The 21,307-nt window shown below is 34.7% G+C and carries 12 protein-coding genes; 10 read left to right on the top strand and 2 right to left on the bottom strand.

Translation table 11 applies throughout. The features are described 5' to 3' along the window. Window positions 1-11: 11 nt before the first annotated feature. Together BLT80_RS04830 and BLT80_RS04835 are read right to left on the bottom strand one after the other, a co-directional pair. Entirely contained in the window at window positions 12-1,610 is a 1,599-nt protein-coding gene (locus BLT80_RS04830; protein ID WP_092466885.1) for a RagB/SusD family nutrient uptake outer membrane protein, read from the bottom strand. A gap of 5 nt (window positions 1,611-1,615) precedes the next feature. Beyond that, window positions 1,616-4,513, bottom strand: a complete 2,898-nt coding sequence (locus tag BLT80_RS04835; RefSeq protein WP_092466434.1) for a SusC/RagA family TonB-linked outer membrane protein — start codon at window positions 4,511-4,513, stop codon at window positions 1,616-1,618. Between the two features lie 270 nt (window positions 4,514-4,783). Here BLT80_RS04835 and BLT80_RS04840 point away from each other — a divergent pair, with 270 nt between their 5' ends. From BLT80_RS04840 to BLT80_RS04885, 10 genes are all read left to right on the top strand, one after another. Continuing rightward, the gene (locus BLT80_RS04840) at window positions 4,784-5,830 is read left to right on the top strand and encodes a LacI family DNA-binding transcriptional regulator (RefSeq protein ID WP_092466435.1); all 1,047 of its coding nucleotides are present in this window, start codon (window positions 4,784-4,786) and stop codon (window positions 5,828-5,830) included. Between the two features lie 130 nt (window positions 5,831-5,960). After that, complete coding sequence (locus tag BLT80_RS04845; RefSeq protein WP_092466436.1) at window positions 5,961-7,319, top strand: MFS transporter; 1,359 nt, start codon at window positions 5,961-5,963, stop codon at window positions 7,317-7,319. A 4-nt stretch (window positions 7,320-7,323) separates the two neighbouring features. Further along, entirely contained in the window at window positions 7,324-7,980 is a 657-nt protein-coding gene (gene pgmB / locus BLT80_RS04850) for a beta-phosphoglucomutase (protein ID WP_092466437.1), read from the top strand. A gap of 45 nt (window positions 7,981-8,025) precedes the next feature. Continuing rightward, window positions 8,026-10,332 carry a glycoside hydrolase family 65 protein gene (locus tag BLT80_RS04855; protein ID WP_092466438.1) on the top strand — a complete coding sequence of 769 codons (2,307 nt, stop codon included), beginning with the start codon at window positions 8,026-8,028 and terminating at the stop codon, window positions 10,330-10,332. A 164-nt stretch (window positions 10,333-10,496) separates the two neighbouring features. Continuing rightward, on the top strand, window positions 10,497-12,434 hold the full coding sequence (locus BLT80_RS04860) for a glycoside hydrolase family 13 protein (RefSeq protein WP_092466439.1): 1,938 nt from the start codon (window positions 10,497-10,499) through the stop codon (window positions 12,432-12,434). 79 nt (window positions 12,435-12,513) lie between these two features. Continuing rightward, complete coding sequence (locus tag BLT80_RS04865; RefSeq protein WP_092466440.1) at window positions 12,514-14,952, top strand: TIM-barrel domain-containing protein; 2,439 nt, start codon at window positions 12,514-12,516, stop codon at window positions 14,950-14,952. 4 nt (window positions 14,953-14,956) lie between these two features. Next, window positions 14,957-16,837 (top strand): alpha-amylase family glycosyl hydrolase, encoded by a 1,881-nt coding sequence (locus tag BLT80_RS04870; RefSeq protein ID WP_092466441.1) that lies wholly within the window; start codon window positions 14,957-14,959, stop codon window positions 16,835-16,837. A gap of 128 nt (window positions 16,838-16,965) precedes the next feature. Further along, window positions 16,966-18,642, top strand: a complete 1,677-nt coding sequence (locus BLT80_RS04875) for an alpha-amylase family glycosyl hydrolase (protein WP_092466442.1) — start codon at window positions 16,966-16,968, stop codon at window positions 18,640-18,642. A gap of 48 nt (window positions 18,643-18,690) precedes the next feature. Continuing rightward, the gene (locus BLT80_RS04880; RefSeq protein WP_092466443.1) at window positions 18,691-20,811 is read left to right on the top strand and encodes a glycoside hydrolase family 97 protein; all 2,121 of its coding nucleotides are present in this window, start codon (window positions 18,691-18,693) and stop codon (window positions 20,809-20,811) included. Between the two features lie 18 nt (window positions 20,812-20,829). After that, a complete protein-coding gene (locus tag BLT80_RS04885) occupies window positions 20,830-21,285 on the top strand; it encodes a hypothetical protein (RefSeq protein WP_092466444.1) in 456 nt (151 codons plus the stop codon). The last annotated feature ends 22 nt before the right edge of the window (window positions 21,286-21,307 follow it).

Raw genomic sequence — 21,307 nt, forward strand, 5'->3', positions numbered from 1 at the left:
TGCTTTATTTTTTAGTATCCAGGATTTTGTGAAAGATTTGGATTTGAAGACATACTTAAACTAGGTATTGGAAAAAGGTTTAAATGAGCTGGTATCGCAATACCATTACTTCCGTTTCCTTTCCATGCCCAGTTGTAATTTCCACCTGTAAATAATCCAAAACGAATTAAATCTTGTCTTCTGTGCGCTTCCCAATGTAATTCTCTAGCTCTTTCATCTAAGATAAATGGTAAAGTTAAATCACCATTAGAAATTGTGTTAGGGTTATTAGCACGAGTTCTTAATGCATTAACTAAATTAACCGCTTCAGTGATGGTTCCACCTCCACCACGAAGATGAGCTTCTGCATACATTAAATGTACATCAGCTAATCTAAACAGTGGGAAATCAGTATCCACAAAAGTTTGATCTATACCAGCAACGCCATCAGAACTCATATTAGAATATTTTTGGATAATATACCCTTGGTTAGGATCAGATATATCTGTAATACCAATTGGTCTATTAGCAGAAATAATAGTGTTTCTATCATCATCGATAAAGTTTCCACCTTCCCATAATTGAGCAAATTCTTTTCTAACTCTTATAGCTCCGCCCCAAGCAGCTTCTGATACTCCAACTTCTGCACCATTAACCTCAAGACTTCCTACAGAACCATTAATCATAACGGTTGTTGGCCCGTAATTTTGAGTTGTAGATCCATCAGAAATGATTGGGAAAATAACTTCTCCTGTTGCAGAATTTAAGTTGTTATCCGCTTGAAAATTATGTTTGTATTCTGTTGCAAGCACATAACCAGAACTTAATAGTTGTTGGCAATAGTTCATGCAATCTGCATATCTCGGTGTTCCTGTATAAACTTCTGCATTAAGATATATTTTAGCAAGAATCATATAAGCGACACCTTTATCTGCTCTTCCGTATTGGTTTTGACCAGCATCTACTAAATCCGATTCGATATCTAATAATTCACTTTCAATAAATTCAAAAAGTTCAGCTCTTTCCGCAACTGGTAAAACGGTATTTACAGCATTTGCTTCAGTACCAAAATTTGCTTTTCCAAAGAGATCCATCATATAATAGTAAGATAGTGCTCTTAATAATCTAGCTTCTGCACGGTATTCTATTATATCTGCGCGTGTACTTTCAGATACACCTCTAGAATCTAACTTAGCTGCAGTTGTTTCTCTTAAAAAGTTATTGGCAAGTGCAATAGTTAAATGTGTTCTACTATACATTCCTAGAATCATAGGATTTTGAGCGGTCCAAATATTACGTTGAAGCTCTCTTGTTCCTGGATCATTTTCGTAAGACCAAATCATTTGATCTGCTGTTAAAGTCTGAAGGTATAGTAATACACGACCAAATTGACTGGTACCTGCATCAATACCTTCAATATTCGAAGATTCTGGGCCACCAGTTCCTGTTAGAGCAAGATTAGCATATACACCAGCAATTACACGTTCGTAGGCTGCTTCATCTTCGTAAAGTTCTGAGCCTAATAAAGTGTCGTCGTCATTTGGTACTATATTTAAGTCTTCTGTACAAGACGTCAATGTAAACACCATTAATACGGCAATGACACTAATATTTTTTATTATTCTTTTCATAGTCATTAAAATTTGAAATTAGCACCAATTAATATATTTCTTGGTCTAGGGTAAATTGTATTATCAATGCCATTAAATACTTCCGGATCTAAACCGCTGTATTCGGTAATTGTAAATACATTTTGAATACCTCCCCAAAGTCTAATCGAGGTTATATATTTTGATAAGTTTTTAAACGTATACCCTAAAGTAATGTTATCCATTTTTAAGAATGATGCGTTCTCAACATAGACATCTGAAATGATAACATCAGATGTGGTTTGAAAGTTAGTATCTAAAACTGATGTCGGTATATTTCCTAAAACAGCATTACTACGTAATAAATCATATTGAGCACGTGAAGAATTTACATTGTTATAAACGTAATTTCCGATGTTAGCTCTTAAGTTAAATGAAAAATCAAATCCTTTATATTCTAGATTAGTTTGAAATCCTAAAATAACATCGGCATCTGGGTTTTCTTTAAGGTAACGATCTTCATCATTAATAATGTTATCTCCATTTAAATCGACATAAGCACCTTCGATATAATTACCTTGAGTATCTCTTAGTTGCTTAAATACGTAGAAAGAGTTTGGTGATTCCCCTTCTCTAAATAATTGAACAAAGTTTCCTGTTCCACCTGCAATACCACCAGTAGTTACATCTTGACCAAAGGCTAATTCTGTAATCTCTCTATCTAAAAGTGTTGCATTAAAGTTGAAATTCAAGTTGAAATCTTCCTTTTTGATAACGTCTGTATTAATTGTAAATTCTAAACCTTGAATTCTAAGATTTCCAATATTTTGAACAATGCTGTTTGAAAAATTACTTCCATCTGGCACAGGTGCATTAAATAATAAATCTTCCGAATCTTTCTGGAATACGTTTAAACTACCTGTAATACGTTCGTCAAATAAGCCGTAATCAACACCAACTTCTAAAGTTTTTGTTTCCTCCCATTTTAAATCAGGATTAATTTCAGAAGGGATTAATGAAGATACAATACCATTTCCAAATTGGTATTGAGAGTTATTTTGACCTGCTTGGTAACGACTTAAAAATAAATCACGTTCACCAATTTCTTGCTGTCCTGTAATACCGTAACCAACTCTTAACTTTAAGCTAGAGATTGTTTTAGAATCTTTAAGAAAATCTTCATCACTTATTTTCCATGCTAAAGCTCCAGCGTAGAAATCTCCCCATCTGTTGTCTTCACTAAAACGTGATGTTCCATCTCTTCTATAGGTAAGTGTCATTAAGTATTTTTCAGCGACTGTAAAATTAGCTCTTCCAAAAAATCCAATTAAGACAATATCCGGATCAGCAAACGTATCACCAAAACTATTTGGATCTATCTGGTTTCCGGTATAATAACCTTCATTTGTAAATTTCTGGTAAGAATAACCTGCGGTTAAATCAGTACCTATTGTACCAAAATCTTTCTTATAGTTTAAGAACCCGTCTAAAGATTGATTTGTTCTTTCTTGGTAACTAAAAGATCTATTTCCTTTAATAGGATCATTAGTTGCATATACTGAGTTGTTACGAGAAATACCTTCTGTTTTATCATAACCTAAGTTTAATACAAATTTCATCTCTGGTAAGAAATGTAATTTATAATCGAAATTAATATTACCGTAGAAACGTTCAGAATCTCCAATATTATTAGTTTGTAATAATGAAGCTACAGGATTTGAACCTCCTAATAAAAGGGTGTTACCATTTCTATGTTGGTAAAATCCTCCAAAAGGTGATGTTGGATCATAAACCGGTTGTGTTGGGTCATATCCAAGTGCTGCACCAATTTGTCCAGAATCACCAAACCTATTATCCTCGTAAGAGAGGTTTGTGTTTAAGTTAACTTTAAGATGATTATCTAAAAACGTTGGGTTTAAAGATAACGACAGGTTTCGTCTATCAAATTCAGAAGTTAATATTGCACCTTCTTGTTCTGTAACTCCAAAAGAAAAACGTGCCGGTATAGCATTAAATAATGAACCTCTTAACGTAATGTTGTGGTTTACTGATACGGTTTTTCTGAAAATTTCATCTTGCCAATTTGTGTTAGCGTCTCCCAATTGAGAGATAAAATTATTTGGTAAATTTTGAGCAACTACTAATGCTCGGTATTCGTTTGCAGAAAATACTTCAATTTGCTCATCAATATCACCTAAGGTATATTGAACATCATAATCGACACTAAATTCTGATTTACCTTTCTTAGTTACTATAATAATAACACCATTTGATGCTCTAGAACCATAAATGGCAGTAGCTGAAGCATCTTTTAAAACGGTAAAAGAATCAATGTCGTTAGGGTTAATACTCGCTAAAACCCCTCTAGAACCTCCGACGTTGTCGTTAGAGATTGGTAATCCATCAATAACGATTAACGGATTGTTAGAAGCGTTAATAGAAGACCCCCCTCTAATTTTAATTTCTGAGCCAGATCCTGGAGCACCACTAGTATTAACGGTAACACCGGCAACACGACCACTTAATAAGTTTTCTGGGGTTACAATGTTTCCACGTGTAAAATCTTTCGATGTTACAGCGTCAACAGAACCTGTGGCATCTTTTTTAGTGGTAGTACCATAACCAATAAGTATAACCTCGTCCAATTGAGAAGCATCTTCCGCAATAGCGACATCAATACTGGTTTGTCCTGTGAACTCAATTTCTTGTGTTGTATAACCAAGGTAAGAAACTACTAAAATTTCACCTTGATTAACTTCTAAGGAATATTTACCATCGAAGTCTGTAGAGGTTCCTCTGGTAGTTCCTTTAATAATAACATTTACACCTGGTAAAGGCATGGCGTTTGCTTTGTCTGTAACAGTACCCGTGACGGTAGTTTGTGCCAACAAAATTGTCGGCAACATAATGAGACAGAATAGTAAAGCATTTAAAACTGTTTTCATAAAATGTATTTAAGTTAATTGCTTAGTTATTTGATTTATATTTTCACTTCTCGGGATAAATCTATGTAAATTTAATCTCATTTAACATTAAAATAACATGACGAAAGTCACGAAAACGTTTTCGTGTTAAGAACTTTTTTATAAATCGTAAGATTGTCAGTGAAATAATTAAAAATTATGCTTTTTTCAATAAAACTACCTGAAAATTATGAAGTCAGAAATTTTGAATCTAATTTTTGACTTATCTTCGTTCAATAATTTACACCGATTATGAAGAGAAAAATTACCTTAAAACAAATTGCTAGAGAACTCGATGTTTCTATTTCTACAGTGTCAAAAGCATTGCGAAATAGCGCTGAAATTAGCGAGGATACGAAACAGAAAATTCAAGCCTTTGCAAAACTCTATAATTATAGACCTAATAATATAGCATTAAGTCTTAAGAACCGTAGAACAAATACTATTGGAATTATTATACCAGAGATTGTTCACCATTTCTTTTCGAAGGTTATTAGTGGAGTTGAGCTTGTTGCGAACAAAAGAGGTTATAATGTAATCATTGGTTTATCTAACGAATCGTTTTCTAAAGAGGTGATAAATATGGAAATGCTAGCAAATGGTAGTATTGACGGCTTTATTTTATCGATGTCTAAAGAAACCTTAAAGTTGCAAGATTACCATCACTTTAATGAAACGATGACCCAGGGTATGCCTATTGTAATGTTTGATCGTGTGGTTTCCGACGTAAAATGTGATAAAGTTATTGTTGATGATTTTAATGGAGCAAAAAAAGCAGTTGGTAAACTGATAGAAAATGGGTGTAAGTCAATAGCTTTAATTACTACAAAAGACTACGTAAGCGTTGGTAAATTAAGAACTCAAGGCTATCTTGAAGCTTTAGAAGAACACCAGATGCCACCAAAAGCGGAGTTAATTCTAAAAATTGACGAATCTTTAGATTACGAAGCACATTTAGAAGGGCTAGAAAAGGAAATAGAACAGTTATTTCAGTCCAATCCCAAATTAGATGGTGTTTTCGCAGTGAATGAAATTTATGCGTTATTGGCCATGAAAGTCGCTCGAAAATTAGGACTCGATGTGCCTAATGATGTTCAGGTTATTGGCTTTACAGATGGTGTGTTGTCAAAGCATGCAACACCGAGTCTTACTACGGTGAGTCAACATGCACAGCATATGGGAGAAAAGGCAGCAGAATTATTAATTGATAAATTAGAAAGCGAATTTAATAGTGCGGACGAGGTATTTCAAACCGTGGTTATTACAACCGATTTAGTTGAGCGAGAATCTACTAAATAAAAAAAATATCATTGATATTTTAAAATCTTTTTTATCTTTGCGCCATATTCAAAACTTATATTTTCACTTCTCACATAAGTTTTGATAAGCTAAGCTTGTCAGAATAGTATTAACTCTAATATACTATTTAATGGAAAAGCGTAGATTAAGTTTCTGGCAAATTTGGAACATGAGTTTCGGATTTCTGGGGATACAGATGGGTTTTGCCCTTCAAAATGCCAACGCAAGTAGAATTCTTCAAATTTTTGGAGCAGATGTTCACGAACTATCATGGTTTTGGATCATTGCACCCTTAATGGGGCTAATCGTTCAACCAATTGTTGGATATTATAGCGATAAAACTTGGGGTAAATTAGGACGAAGAAAACCTTATTTTTTAGTAGGTGCCATTCTATCGTCAATTGGTCTTGTGCTTATGCCACAAGCAGATATGTTCATTGCATTTTTACCAGCGCTATGGGTTGGAGCAGGAATGCTAATGATTATGGATGCCTCTTTTAATATTGCTATGGAGCCTTTTAGGGCTTTAGTAGGTGATAATTTAAGAACCGATCAGCGTACGGCAGGTTTTAGTATTCAAACCGCTTTAATAGGATTCGGAGCCGTTATTGGGTCTTGGTTGCCTTATGCATTAACCAATTGGTTTGGTGTTTCAAATGAAACGGTTGCAGGTGTTGTTCCAACAAATTTAATTTTATCATTTATTATTGGAGCCGTTATTTTAATTATATCAATTTTAGTAACTATTGTAACAACAAAAGAATATTCTCCAGAAGAATTAAATAGCTTTGAAGATCAACACGAAGGTTCTAATAATGAACACGTAGGCGATGAAGTAAAATCGAGTCTTTTCGATATTTTCGATGATTTCAGAAAAATGCCAACAACAATGCGTCAATTAAGTTGGGTGCAATTCTTTTCTTGGTTCGGACTTTTTGGGATGTGGGTATTTGCTACACCAGCAATTGCTCAGCATATTTATGGTTTGCCTTATACAGATAGTAGCAGTTCTACCTATCAGGATGCTGGTGATTGGATTGGTATTTTATTTGGAGTCTATAATCTAGTTTCTGCCTTTTACGCTTTTGCACTTCCTTATATCGCTAAGAAAATAGGAAGAAAACGTACACATGCAATATCATTGGTCATTGGTGGATTAGGATTACTTTCAATTTACATCATGCCAGACAAAAACTGGCTTATCGCTTGTATGATTGGTATAGGAATTGCTTGGGCAAGTATTTTGGCAATGCCTTACGCCATTTTAGCGGGTTCAATTTCTCCAAAAAAGATGGGAGTCTATATGGGAATTTTTAATTTTTTCATTGTAATTCCTCAAATAATTAACGCCTTAATTGGTGGTCCTCTTGTTAAATATGCATATGGAAATCAAGCCATATTTGCTTTAATGATGAGTGGTATTAGTTTTTTAATCGCAGCAGCATTAGTATCAAAAGTTAAAGACGTTGATGACGTTATTCAAAAATAAATAGATGAACAAAAAAGGATTCATATTCGATTTAGATGGTGTCATTGTAGATACCGCAAAATATCACTTCTTAGCATGGCAACAGCTGGCTAAAGGTCTAGATATAAATTTTACAGAAGAAGAAAACGAACAACTTAAAGGTGTAAGCCGCGTGCGTTCTTTAGAAAAAATCTTGGCTTGGGGGAATAAAACCATTTCGCAAGATTTGTTTAATGAACTCATGAGTAAAAAGAACGAAGAGTATTTAAGTTACATCGCAGAAATGGATGAGAGTGAAATACTACCTGATGTTCCAAGAGTGCTTAACACTTTAAAAGCACAAAATCAGCCCATTTCATTAGGTTCTGCGAGTAAAAATGCTAGAATAATTTTAGATCGTGTTCACCTAAAATCTAGTTTCGATGCTATTGTAGATGGAAATGATGTAACAAAAGCAAAACCAGATCCAGAGGTGTTTTTAATAGCAGCGAAGGAAATTAACATAAAACCAGAAGATTGTATTGTTTTTGAAGATTCAGTTGCAGGTGTTACTGCTGCTAATGCTGCAAATATGATTTCAATAGGAATCGGGAGTAAAGATGTCTTAGGGCATGCCACATACGTATTCAATGATTTTACTGAAATCTCAGATGATTTTATAAAATCTCTAATCGAAAATTAATCAAAAGTAAAACGTCTCATTTAGAGATTTTTAAATAATATTATAATGAACCTAGATTACATCATCCCAAACAACTGGTCAATTTTAGAAGAAGGATTCGACCCAAATCAGGTAAAGGCATCAGAAAGTTTATTCAGTATCGGTAATGGTGCGATGGGACAACGTGCCAATTTTGAAGAAAAATATTCAGGCCCAACTTTTCAAGGTAGCTATATTGCTGGCGTTTACTACCCCGATAAAACCAGAGTAGGCTGGTGGAAAAATGGGTATCCAGAATATTTTGCTAAAGTATTGAATGCGCCAAGTTGGATAGGAATTAATGTAACTATTAATGACGAGCAACTCGATTTATTCGCGTGTAAAAACGTGAAAGACTTTCGTAGAGAACTAAACATGAAAGAAGGTTGGCTGTCTCGTAGTTTCGTAGCAACACTTCAAAATAATATTGAAGTTGAAGTTAAAACCACACGATTTCTAAGTTTAGATTTAGACGAAGTAGGTGCGATTAATTTCAATATAAAACCATTGAATTCAGATGCTGAAATTACATTTCAACCGTATTTAGATTCAGGTATTACAAACGAAGATACCAATTGGGAGGATAAGTTTTGGGATACTTTAAATGTGAGTCACGAGAATAACCAAGCCTTTATTCAGGCTAAAACCATGAAAACAGATTTCTATACCTGTACATTTATGGAATCTCAAGTTTTTATTGATGGTAAATCCGTAATAAATAAACCAGATTTTGCTTCAGATGCTCATTTGGCTTCATTCAGTTACACTTATAATGTTAAGAAAGATGAAACGTACACCATTCATAAATTTGGTGGGTATACTGTAGATCGCGATCACGATAAAAATGAATTAGTTGCAGCAGCGAAGTCTATATTAAGCAAAGCAACAGACGCTGGTTTTTCTAAATTGTTAGATGGACAAAAAGAAGCTTGGGCTAAAATTTGGGATATGGCAGATATCACAATTGATGGTGATGTTAAAGCACAACAAGGTATTCGTTTTAATATTTTTCATCTAAACCAAACCTATTCGGGTACAGATGCCACTTTAAATATTGGTCCAAAAGGATTTACAGGAGAAAAATACGGAGGAAGTACGTATTGGGATACTGAAGCGTATTGTATTCCATTTTATATGGCAACAAAAGACCAAGAGGTTGCTAGAAACCTTTTGACATACCGTTATAATCATCTTGAAAAAGCCATAGAAAATGCGCAGAAATTAGGTTTTTCAAATGGAGCGGCGTTGTATCCTATGGTAACGATGAATGGTGAAGAATGCCATAACGAATGGGAAATTACATTCGAAGAAATTCATAGAAACGGAGCCATTGCTTTTGCGATTTTCAATTATTATAGATATACAGGAGATTTTAGTTACATTCCAGAAATGGGACTTGAGGTTCTTATCGGAATTTCACGTTTTTGGCACCAAAGAGCCAACTTCTCTACCCACAAGAACAAATACATGATTTTGGGTGTTACAGGACCAAACGAATATGAAAACAACGTCAACAATAATTGGTACACGAACTATATTGCCAAATGGTGTATTGATTATACTTTAGAAACGATTGAAAAAGTAAAAGAAGGCCATAGTGCGGATTTTGAAAGAATTTCAGGGAAAACAAATATTTCACATGAAGAATTAGCGCTTTGGAAAAAAGTAGCTGATAACATGTATTTTCCATATTCAGACGAACATAAAGTGTTTTTACAACAAGATGGTTTTTTAGACAAAGAATTAATTACAGTTGAAGATTTAGACCAAACACAACGACCAATTAATCAAAAATGGTCTTGGGATAGGATCTTACGTTCACCTTATATAAAGCAAGCGGATATTCTTCAAGGATTCTATTTCTTTGAAGACGATTTTTCAACTGAAGAATTGGAACGCCATTTCAAATTTTATGAACCTTTTACAGTTCATGAAAGTTCATTATCTCCTTGTGTGCATAGTATTCAAGCAGCTAAGTTAGATCGCATGGATCAGGCTTATACATTCTATTTAAGAACATCGCGTTTAGATTTGGATGACTATAATCACGAAGTACACGAAGGCTTACATATTACCTCAATGGCTGGTACTTGGATGAGTATTGTTGAAGGCTTTGGTGGTATGCGTATTAAAAATGACACCTTGTCTTTTGAGCCTAAAATTCCAAACCAATGGGATGCTTATTCTTTTAAAGTGAATTTTAGAAATCAGATAATTAAAGTCAGCGTTAATCAAAATGAAACGCAATTTCAATTGGAAGGAGATACCGATTTACAAATTTTAGTTAATGGTAAAGAACTAACTATAAGTCCTAATAATTTAGTAACGGTTTAAATCTTCTAGCCTTGTTTAAAAAGGTCTAATGATACTGGCACAATCATAATTTTAATATCCTGCAAGGTTTTCAAAACCTTGTAGGTATTTTTACATAATAAAATGAATTAGAAACCATTTTAATCCAGTTAGGTCTATAACCTGAACGTCAAAATATCAGTAATATGAAAGTACTCAAAATCTTAGTAATAGTTATATGTCTTGGTGTTTTGTCGTGTAAAGAGGAGACGCCTCAAGAAAAAGTTGTTTCTGAAATTGTTACAGAAATTAGAAATGACATTCAACGTGTCGAACCTCCAAACTGGTGGATAGGTTTCAAAAATCAAAGTGTTCAATTGTTGGTGAAGCATCCAAATATTGGAAATACCAAACCTAAAATTTCTTATCAAGGTGTTTCTATAACTAAACTTCATCAAGCGGATAGTCCTAATTATCTCTTTTTAGATTTAAAAATTTCTAAAACTGCAAAAGCAGGACAATTCAATATTAGATTTAAACTGGCAGATGATTCAGAACTAGTTCAAACGTATGAATTAAAATCACGAGAAAAACCAGCTGAAGATTATATCGGATTCGATAGTTCGGATGCTATTTATTTAATTACACCAGACCGATTTGCAAACGCTAATCCTAAAAATGATGAGGTAAAAGGATTACTTCAACAAGGAATTGATAGAACAGATGATTACGCTAGGCATGGAGGCGACATTCAGGGAATTACTGAACATTTAGATTATATACACGATTTAGGATTTACAGCGGTTTGGCCGTGTCCGGTTTTAACTAACGATATGCCAAGTGGCTCGTATCATGGGTATGCGATGACGGATTTTTACGAAGTAGATCCACGTTTTGGAACCATAGAAGAATATCGAAAATTAGCCGATGATTTAAGATCGCGAGATATGAAACTCATCATGGATCAGGTGGCGAATCACTGTGGATTACAACATTGGTGGATGACGGATTTACCGTTTAAAGATTGGGTAAATTACCAAGAATTATACGAAGAGAATATCGATAATTGGGACTGGAAAGTAACTAAAACGTCCAATCATAGACGGACTACAAACCAAGATCCTTATGCGTCTAAAAAAGATCATCAGGAAATGGCAGATGGTTGGTTTGTGTCTGATATGCCAGATTTAAATCAGCGTAATCCGTTTATGGCCAACTATATTATTCAAAATAGTATTTGGTGGGTAGAAACTCTTGGTTTGGGCGGCATTCGTCAAGATACCTATCCGTATTCCGAAAAAGAATTTATGAGGAATTGGGCAGGAGCGATTATGAATGAATACCCTAATTTTTCAATTGTTGGGGAAGAATGGAGTTACAATCCGCTTTTAATAGGCTATTGGCAAGACGGTCAGAAAAATAAGGACCAATACGATTCTAACTTAAAATCGACTATGGATTTTGCAATGCAGAAAAATATAGTTGATGCCTTAAATGAAGAGGAATCATGGGACAAAGGTCTCGTAAAAATGTACGAAGGCTTAGCTAATGATTTTGCCTATACCGCTCCAAAAGATATTATGGCATTTTTAGATAATCACGATAAAAGTCGTGTTTATACAGAGTTCGATGGAGATCTTACCAAAACCAAAATGGCTTTGAGTTACTTATTAATGATGCCAAGAATTCCACAAATTTATTATGGCACAGAAATTTTAATGGATGATTTTGATAACCCAGGAGACCATGGTTTAATTAGAACTGATTTTCCTGGTGGATGGGAAGGTGATGCCATTAATGCATTTACAGGCGAAGGACTTTCAGATGCTCAAAAAGAGATGCAGTCTTTTCTCAAAAAAATATTGAATTACAGAAAAACAAGCGACGCTATTCACAATGGTAAAACTGTACATTTTGCGCCACAAGATGGGGTTTATGTTTTAGCGCGAATGATAGAAAATGAAACCATCGTTCATATAATCAATAAAAATGAGGAACCTCTAGAGATAGATTTAGAACGTTTTGAAGAGTTAGAATTAAAAGGAAAAACGTTGAAAAATATCATTTCCGATGAAATACTAATTTGGAATAATAGTCTGTCTTTACCTTCTAAAGGCAGTTTAATATTGACTACTAAATTTTAAAAAGACTTAACAGGTCTAAAAAGTTGAATTAAACATATCCTGCAAGGTTTCAAAAACCTTGTAGGTATAAAAGCTAAATATGAAAAAATATATTGTCTTAATCATAAGTTTAATATTTGCGATTTCAATCACTGCGCAAAACGAGGCAAGAAAGTTCAAAAATGTAAAGAAAACAGACTTTACGGTTGAAATAGAAGTAAGTGATGGAACTTATCAATTCTTAGTTTATAATCCATCTATTATAGAAACAACTTTCATTCCTATAGGTGAAAAATTGGAACCTATTTCTCATGCTGTTACTCTAAAACCCGAAAATATGAAGCATATGGTTTCAGCGCATGGAGATATGATTTTCAATGGCACAGATTATTTAAAGGAGTTTAAAGAAGATGAAAATAGTATTGTTTTGTTAACTGAAGGGGTACAAGTTGAGATCCAAAAGCAACCTTTTCAAATATCTTATTCTTATAAAGGCAAACCAATTATTTCTGAAAAAGCAGGTTACGTTAAAAACGACAGTCTAGAAACTATAGAATTCGACCTTACCAAAGATGAAGTTTTATACGGAGGAGGCGCAAGAGCTTTAGGTATGAATCGTCGTGGACACCGTTTGCAATTATATAACAGAGCACATTACGGTTACGAAACCCATAGTGAATTAATGAACTTTACCTTACCAATTGTGTTGTCGTCTAACAAATACATGATTCACTTTGATAACGCACCAATTGGTTTTTTAGACTTGGATAGCAAAGGAGATAATACGTTGAAGTATGAAACTATTTCAGGACGAAAAACATATCAAGTGATTGTTGGGGATTCTTGGTACGACATTACTAATAATTACACCGACTTAACTGGAAAGCAACCCATGTTACCACGTTGGGCGTTGGGGAATTTCTCAAGCCGTTTTGGCTATCATTCTCAGGAAGAAGTAGAAATGACCATCGATAAATTCAAGGAAGAAGAAATACCTGTTGATGCGATTATTCTCGATTTATATTGGTTCGGAAAAGATCTAAAAGGTACCATGGGAAATCTGGAAGTGTTTAGAGATTCCTTTCCTGATTTTGAAGGCATGGTAAAACGTCTGAATAATAAAGGAGTTAAAACCATTACGATTACTGAACCGTTTGTTTTAACCACGTCCAAAAAATGGGATGAAGCTGTTGAAAAAGATGTGTTGGCTAAGGACTCCATAGGAAATCCTGCTAAATACGATTTCTATTTTGGTAACACCGGACTCATAGATATTTACAAACCCGAAGGCGAAAAGTGGTTTTGGAATATTTATAAAGATATCGCCAATATGGGAGTTGCAGGTATTTGGGGAGATTTAGGAGAACCCGAAGTACACCCTAATTGGGTGCAGCATCATACAGGTAGCGCAGACGAAGTTCATAATATCTATGGACACGATTGGGCACGATTAATCCATGAAGGTTATAAACGCGATTTTCCAAATACAAGACCATTTATTTTAATGCGAGCTGGCTATTCTGGGTCGCAACGTTATGGTATGATTCCATGGTCTGGCGATGTAAACAGAACTTGGGGCGGTTTACAAAGTCAACCTGAAATTGCGCTTCAAATGGGCATACAAGGCTTGGCATATATGCATTCTGATTTAGGTGGATTTGCAGGTGCAAACTTAGATGATGAGTTGTATGCACGTTGGTTGCAATATGGAGTATTCAATCCTATTTTTAGACCACATGCACAAGAAGATGTACCTAGCGAACCTATTTTTAGAAGCACGAAAGCAAAAGCTTTAGCAAAGCAAGCTATTGAATTACGTTACAAATTATTGCCTTACAATTATAACTTAGTTTATGAAAACAACCAATTTGGGAAACCACTAATGCGACCTTTGTTTTTTGAAGAATCTGATAATCCTGAATTATTCAATTATTCAAAAACCTATTTATGGGGAAATGATATTTTAGTATCTCCAGTTTTAGAAGCAGGACTTACCGAACAGGAGGTTTACTTTCCAAAGGATAATGTGTGGTTCGATTTTTATACTCATGAGAGAATTGTAGGTGGACAAACAAAAATGGTTCAACTCAAAGAAAATTCTATTCCAACCTATGTGAGAGCAGGAGCTTTTATTCCAGAAGCTGAGTTGGTGCAAACCACCTTGGATTATAAGGATACGTATTATCATGTAAATTATTATTACGATGATTCTATAACTACAAGTTCTACTCAAATTTATACAGACAATGGAATGTCTTCAGGTCCCATTCAAAATGAAAATTATGAATTACTTTCATTTAATATGACCAAAAAAGGACATCGATTACAATTTGAAATTAATGATGTTATCGGTGATAACCTTGAAACAAAAGGTCGCGTGTTTTATTTATTAATTCATGGACTAGATAAAAAACCAAAAAGTGTAATTGTTGGACAGGGTCGTCGATTTGAATGGGATGAAGATTCAAAATTACTTAAGATTGCTGTTGAACGTAATCCAAGTGAACATTCAATTATCAAAATCAAATTAAAAAAATAATGCAATGCATATAAAAAATCTTATCTTAATTGCTTTCGTTTTTACCGTGTTCGTAGGTTGTAAAAACGAAGTGAAAGAGTTGCCTAAATCAGAAGAAATCAAACCAGAAATGAAGAAAAAAGAAGTCGTTTACCAAGTCTTTACACGTCTATTCGGAAATACAAATACGACCAACAAACCTTGGGGAACACTTGAAGAAAATGGTGTTGGGAAATTCAACGATTTTACGGATAAAGCCTTAAAAGAAATTAAAGATTTAGGTGTCACACATATTTGGTATACTGGTGTGCCGCATCACGATGTGATTACAGATTATACAGCATTCGGGATTTCAAATGACGATCCAGATATCGTAAAAGGTCGAGCAGGTTCTCCTTATGCCGTGAAGGATTATTATAATGTGAATCCAGATTTAGCCGTCAATGTAGAAAACCGATTAGAAGAGTTTGAAGCTTTAATAGAACGTTCTCACAACGCAGGTTTAAAAGTCATTATAGATATCGTTCCAAATCACGTCGCTCGTAATTACCAAAGTTTAACCAATCCTGAAGGGACAACCGATTTTGGTGCAGACGATGATAAAACTAAGACTTACGACGTTAATAATAATTTTTACTACAATCCTGGTGAAGCATTTAAAGTACCAGAATGGAAACATGGCTACCAACCTTTAGGCGGCGAACAACATCCATTAGCAGATAGTAAGTTTGAGGAAATTCCGGCAAAATGGACAGGGAACGGTTCACGAGCATCACAACCAGATGTTAATGATTGGTACGAAACTGTAAAGGTGAATTACGGAATAAGTCCTGATGGGAGAAAAGATTTTAACGAATTACCAGAAGGTTTCGATAATGAAGACTACAAAAAGCATTTCGACTTTTGGAAGGATAGAACCGTACCAAGTTCTTGGGTAAAATTCAAAGATATTGCTTTGTATTGGACGGCAAAAGGTGTCGATGGATTCCGTTATGATATGGCAGAAATGGTACCTGTGGAATTTTGGAGTTACATGAATTCAGCTATAAAAATGGAAAATCCAGATGCCTTTTTATTAGCGGAGGTTTACAATCCAAGTTTATATAGAGATTATATCCGAAAAGGGAAAATGGACTATTTATATGATAAAGTTCAGTTATACGACACCTTAAAACATGTGATGCAAGGGCATGGAAGTACGGACAATGTGCCGCCAATTTTAAGTGAGTTAAGCGATATAGAGCACAACATGCTTCATTTCTTAGAAAATCATGATGAGCAACGTATTGCCAGTCCAGATTTTGCAGGAAACGCAGCTAAAGGAAAACCTGCAATGGTGGTTTCGGCAACATCATCCACAGCACCAACAATGATTTATTTTGGTCAAGAATTCGGAGAACCAGGCGCTGAAGATTTAGGTTTTGGAGATCCAACCCGAACCTCAATTTTCGATTATGGTTCAGTGCCTAGTTATGTGCGTTGGGTCAACGATAAAAAGTTTGATGGTGGACAATCCACAAAAGAAGAATTAGAACTTCGAGATTTTTATAAGCGACTGTTGAATTTCACTATAAATAGTTCGGCTTTAATGGGAGACTATCAAGATATTCAACATTATAATCATCAAAATACAGAATGGTATAATGATAAAGTCTTGTCGTTTGTACGTTGGAGTGATGATGAAAAATTAATTATCATTTCAAACTTTAATGCAGAAAACACTTATGGATTCGAATTGCAATTACCAGCAGATTTAGTTCAGAAATTAGGACTTCAGGATGGTGAATACGAAGTAAAAGACCAATTGTATAATCAATATGCTTCAACCTTAAACGTTGAAAATGGTAAAGCTAAAGTGAGAGTTGATATCAAGCCATTAGAATCTTTCATTTTAAAAATAAATTAAGTTACGCCAAAGAAACCTAAGTCTAGACCTGACGGGTTTTAAATTATCCAACCTGCAAGGTTTCAAAAACCTTGTAGGTTTTAAAAAAAAGTCTAATAAAAAGTTACCCATTTTCATGGGCACAAAAGATGAAAAAACTATTTTTATTTACCCTAATTCTTATCACTTTGAGTTGCAAAAATAAGGACACAGAAAGCCAAACAGCTTCAATGGAAACACCAGAAGTTATAGAGACTCCATTTATTTGGGAAGCTGCTAATATTTATTTTTTATTAACGGACCGCTTCAATAATGGAGATACATCTAATGATATCAATTTTGATAGAACCAAAGAAACCGCAAAGCTGAGAGGGTTTAAAGGAGGCGACATTAAGGGCATCACTCAAAAAATAAAGGAAGGTTATTTTACCGATTTAGGAATCAATGCTATTTGGATGACACCGATTGTTGAGCAAATTCATGGAGGAACCGATGAAGGTACTGGAGTCACTTATGGTTTTCATGGCTATTGGACCAAAGATTGGACAGCAATTGATCCCAATTTTGGAACTAAAGACGATTTACACGAGTTGGTAAAAGAAGCACACTCTAGAGGGATAAGAATAGTTTTAGATGCTGTAATTAATCACACCGGTCCTGTTACTGAGAAGGATCCAGTTTGGCCAGACGACTGGGTGCGTACAGACAAACAGTGTACTTATGATAATTATGGAAATACAATAAGTTGTACGCTAGTTGCTAACTTACCAGATATAAGAACGGAGAGCAATGAGAACGTTGATTTACCTCCGCAATTAGTAGCAAAATGGAAAGCCGAAGGACGTTACGAACAAGAAGTAAAAGAGCTCGACGAATTCTTTGAACGCACAGGCCATCCAAGAGCACCACGTTTTTACATCATGAAATGGCTCACTGATTACATCACAGAATTTGGAGTCGATGGGTACAGAGCAGATACGGTTAAGCATGTAGAAGAATATGTTTGGCAAGAGTTTAAGGTAGAATGTGATTATGCGTTTTCTCAATATAAGAAGAGCCATCCGGAGCAGGTTTTAGATGATAATGAATTTTATCTTGTTGGTGAAATCTATAATTATGGAGTAAGTTCAGGTCAGGAATTTGATTTCGGAGATCGAAAAGTAAATTATTTTGATCCACCTAGCTTTCAAAGTTTAATAAACTTCGAGTTTAAGTACAATTCTAGAGATAAAGATTACGACGATTTATTTTCACATTATGATGCGATTTTACATAATGAATTAGAAGGTTTTGGGACTTTAAATTATTTAACCTCTCATGATGATGGTCAACCATTTGATGCTCAAAGAAAGAAACCTTTCGAAACAGCCAATAAGTTATTGTTATCGCCAGGAACCTCTCAAGTCTATTATGGTGATGAATCTTCAAGGTCACTTATAATTCCTGGTACAGAAGGTGATGCAACTTTACGTTCTATGATGAATTGGGATTCTATTGCAAATAGAAAGCGTACAAAAGAGGTCTTAACACACTGGCAAAAACTAGGGAAATTTAGAATTAAGCATCCTTCAGTTGGTGCTGGTAATCACCAAATGATTTCAGAGACTCCTTATTATTTTTCTAGAAGTTACCAAAACGGAGATTTTAAAGATTTGGTTATTATTGGTTTAGATTTAGATAGTGGAGAAAAAGTGATTGATGTGTCTAAAGTTTTTGAAGAACGCGTCATGCTACGTGATGCCTACTCTGGAGAAACAGCAACTGTAGAAAATGGAAAAGTCACTATAAACACTAAGTTTAACACGGTATTGTTAGAGCGCGAATAGATTTTAAATATCTTGCAAACTATCATAAATATTTAAATAAAACGTAATATGAAAACACCTTTAATTACACTCTTAATTGCATTAGTTTTTTGCTCATGTCAGTCAGAAGATACTCAGAAGACTGAAGTAGCATCACCAAATAAAAACCTAGTAGTTGATTTCGATGTTAATACCGAAGGGCGTCCATATTACGTCGTTAAATTCAACAATAAAACCGTTGTTGATACCTCATATTTAGGTTTTGAATTTAAAGATGTTCCAGCTTTTAATAAGAACTTTATTATTAAAAACACCAGCACATCTACGTTTAATGAAACATGGCAAATGCCTTGGGGAGAACAGTTAGATGTGGTGAATAACTTCAACGAATTAAAGGTAGAGCTTCAGGAAAAAACAAGTCCCGAGCGTTTTTTAAATGTCGTCTTTAAAGTCTATGATGACGGTATTGGATTTAGATATGAATTCCCAGAGCAAGCACGATTAAAAGGAGATGTTTATATCACGGAAGAACATACCGAATTTAATCTTACAGAAGATTACAATACCTTTTGGATTCCTGGCGATTGGGATATTTATGAGCACTTGTATAACACCACAAAATTATCGGAAGTTGATGCTTTACAGTTTGCTAATCATAAGAATTTAGCACAGACTCATATTCCTGAAAATGCTGTAAATACTCCGGTTACTATGGTTGGGGTCGATGGAATACATTTAAGTTTTCATGAGGCTGCTTTAGTCGATTATTCAGGGATGACTTTAAAAGTAGATACTGAAAATTTAAAATTAAAAAGTAATCTAGTAGGTTCAGAAAATAGGGATTACAAAGTGAAGAAAACAATGCCTTTCAACACACCATGGAGAACGATTCAAATTACAGATAACGCTCCAGATTTAATTGAGTCTAATCTTATTGTTAATTTGAATGAACCTAATAAACTTGGAGATGTGTCTTGGTTTAAACCCATGAAATACACAGGGGTTTGGTGGGAAATGCACTTAGGTAAATCATCTTGGGATTACGGGATGACGCAAGATATGAGTACGTGGACAGATGGAGGGAAATCTCATGGACGCCATGGCGCAACGACAGAAAATGTTAAGAATTTTATCGATTTTTCAGCAAAAAACAATATTGGAGGCGTTTTAGTTGAAGGTTGGAATACAGGTTGGGAACATTGGATTGGTTTTGAAGATAGAGAAGGTGTTTTCGATTTTGTAACCACGTATCCAGATTACGATATTGATGAAGTCGTACGTTACGGAAAGGAAAAAGGAGTGGATATTATTATGCATCATGAAACATCGGCTGCAACAGAAACCTACACCAAACAACAAGATACGGCTTTTGCTTTGATGCAGAAATATGGTATGCATACAGTTAAAACGGGTTATGTTGGAAAGATTCTTCCAAAAGGAGAGTACCACCATGGGCAATACATGGTGAATCACTATAATAATACGGTTATAAAAGCAGCAAAATATGAAGTTGCCATCAACGCCCACGAGCCGATTAAAGCTACAGGTTTAAGACGAACCTATCCAAATACAATTTCGAGAGAAGGCTTAAGAGGGCAAGAATTTAATGCTTGGGCAAGTGATGGTGGTAATCCTCCAGAACATTTACCAATTGTAGCTTTTACAAGAATGTTGTCTGGACCAATTGATTTTACTCCAGGTATTTTCAATATTAAGTTCGACGAGTTTAAAAAAGACAACCAAGTGAATACAACCATTGCGCAGCAGTTAGCGTTGTACGTGGTTATTTACAGTCCGGTGCAAATGGCAGCCGATTTAGTAGAACATTATGAGGCTAACCCAGAACCTTTCCAATTTATAAAAGATGTTGGAGTGGATTGGGAAACGACTAAAGTTTTAAATGGTGTTGTAGGTGATTATGTCACTATTGCCAGAAAGGAAAGAGAAACAGGAAATTGGTTTGTGGGAGGTATCACAGACGAAAATGCAAGAAACATTGATGTCGTTTTCGACTTTTTAGATGCGGACCAAACTTATGAAGTGATTATCTATAAAGATGGGGAAAATGCACATTGGGATAACAATCCATTAGATATTTCTATTGAAAAAATTGAAGTTAAAAAAGGTTCAAAATTAAATGTAAAGCTAGCTGAAGGCGGAGGTTTTGCGATTAGTTTAAAAAAAATATAAATTAAATATTTATCCCTCATGAAAAATTTAATCATTTTAATTACGCTCATATTATGCACTAATAATGCATTGGCCCAAGTAGGAATTGGTACTACAGATCCCAAAAGCACGTTAGATATAAACGGAAACTTATCTCTTAAAGTTGTGAGTTTAAATGGAGGGCCAAGTGGTGCTGCAACCTCTATTGATGATGGTGTATATATTAATCTGACACCTACGTTTGGTAATGCCGATTTTGAATTACCAGATCCAAGAACTGTACCAGGACGAATCTACATATTAAGAAATATTACAGATACAGAAACAGCTTATATTCTAACTCAAGGAGCAGGAGTTGAATTTTTTGCAGGTGATAGTACGTCTAGTACAACTGTTGTGAATATGACAACAGCTGTCGGAGGTGGAAATTTAAATAAAACACTTATTTTTATAAGTGATGGTTCTAATTGGACTTATGGTAAATTAGGGTTTTAAACTTTTTTTAATGTCTAATAGG

This window comes from Winogradskyella thalassocola, assembly GCF_900099995.1.
GTDB lineage: Bacteria > Bacteroidota > Bacteroidia > Flavobacteriales > Flavobacteriaceae > Winogradskyella > Winogradskyella thalassocola.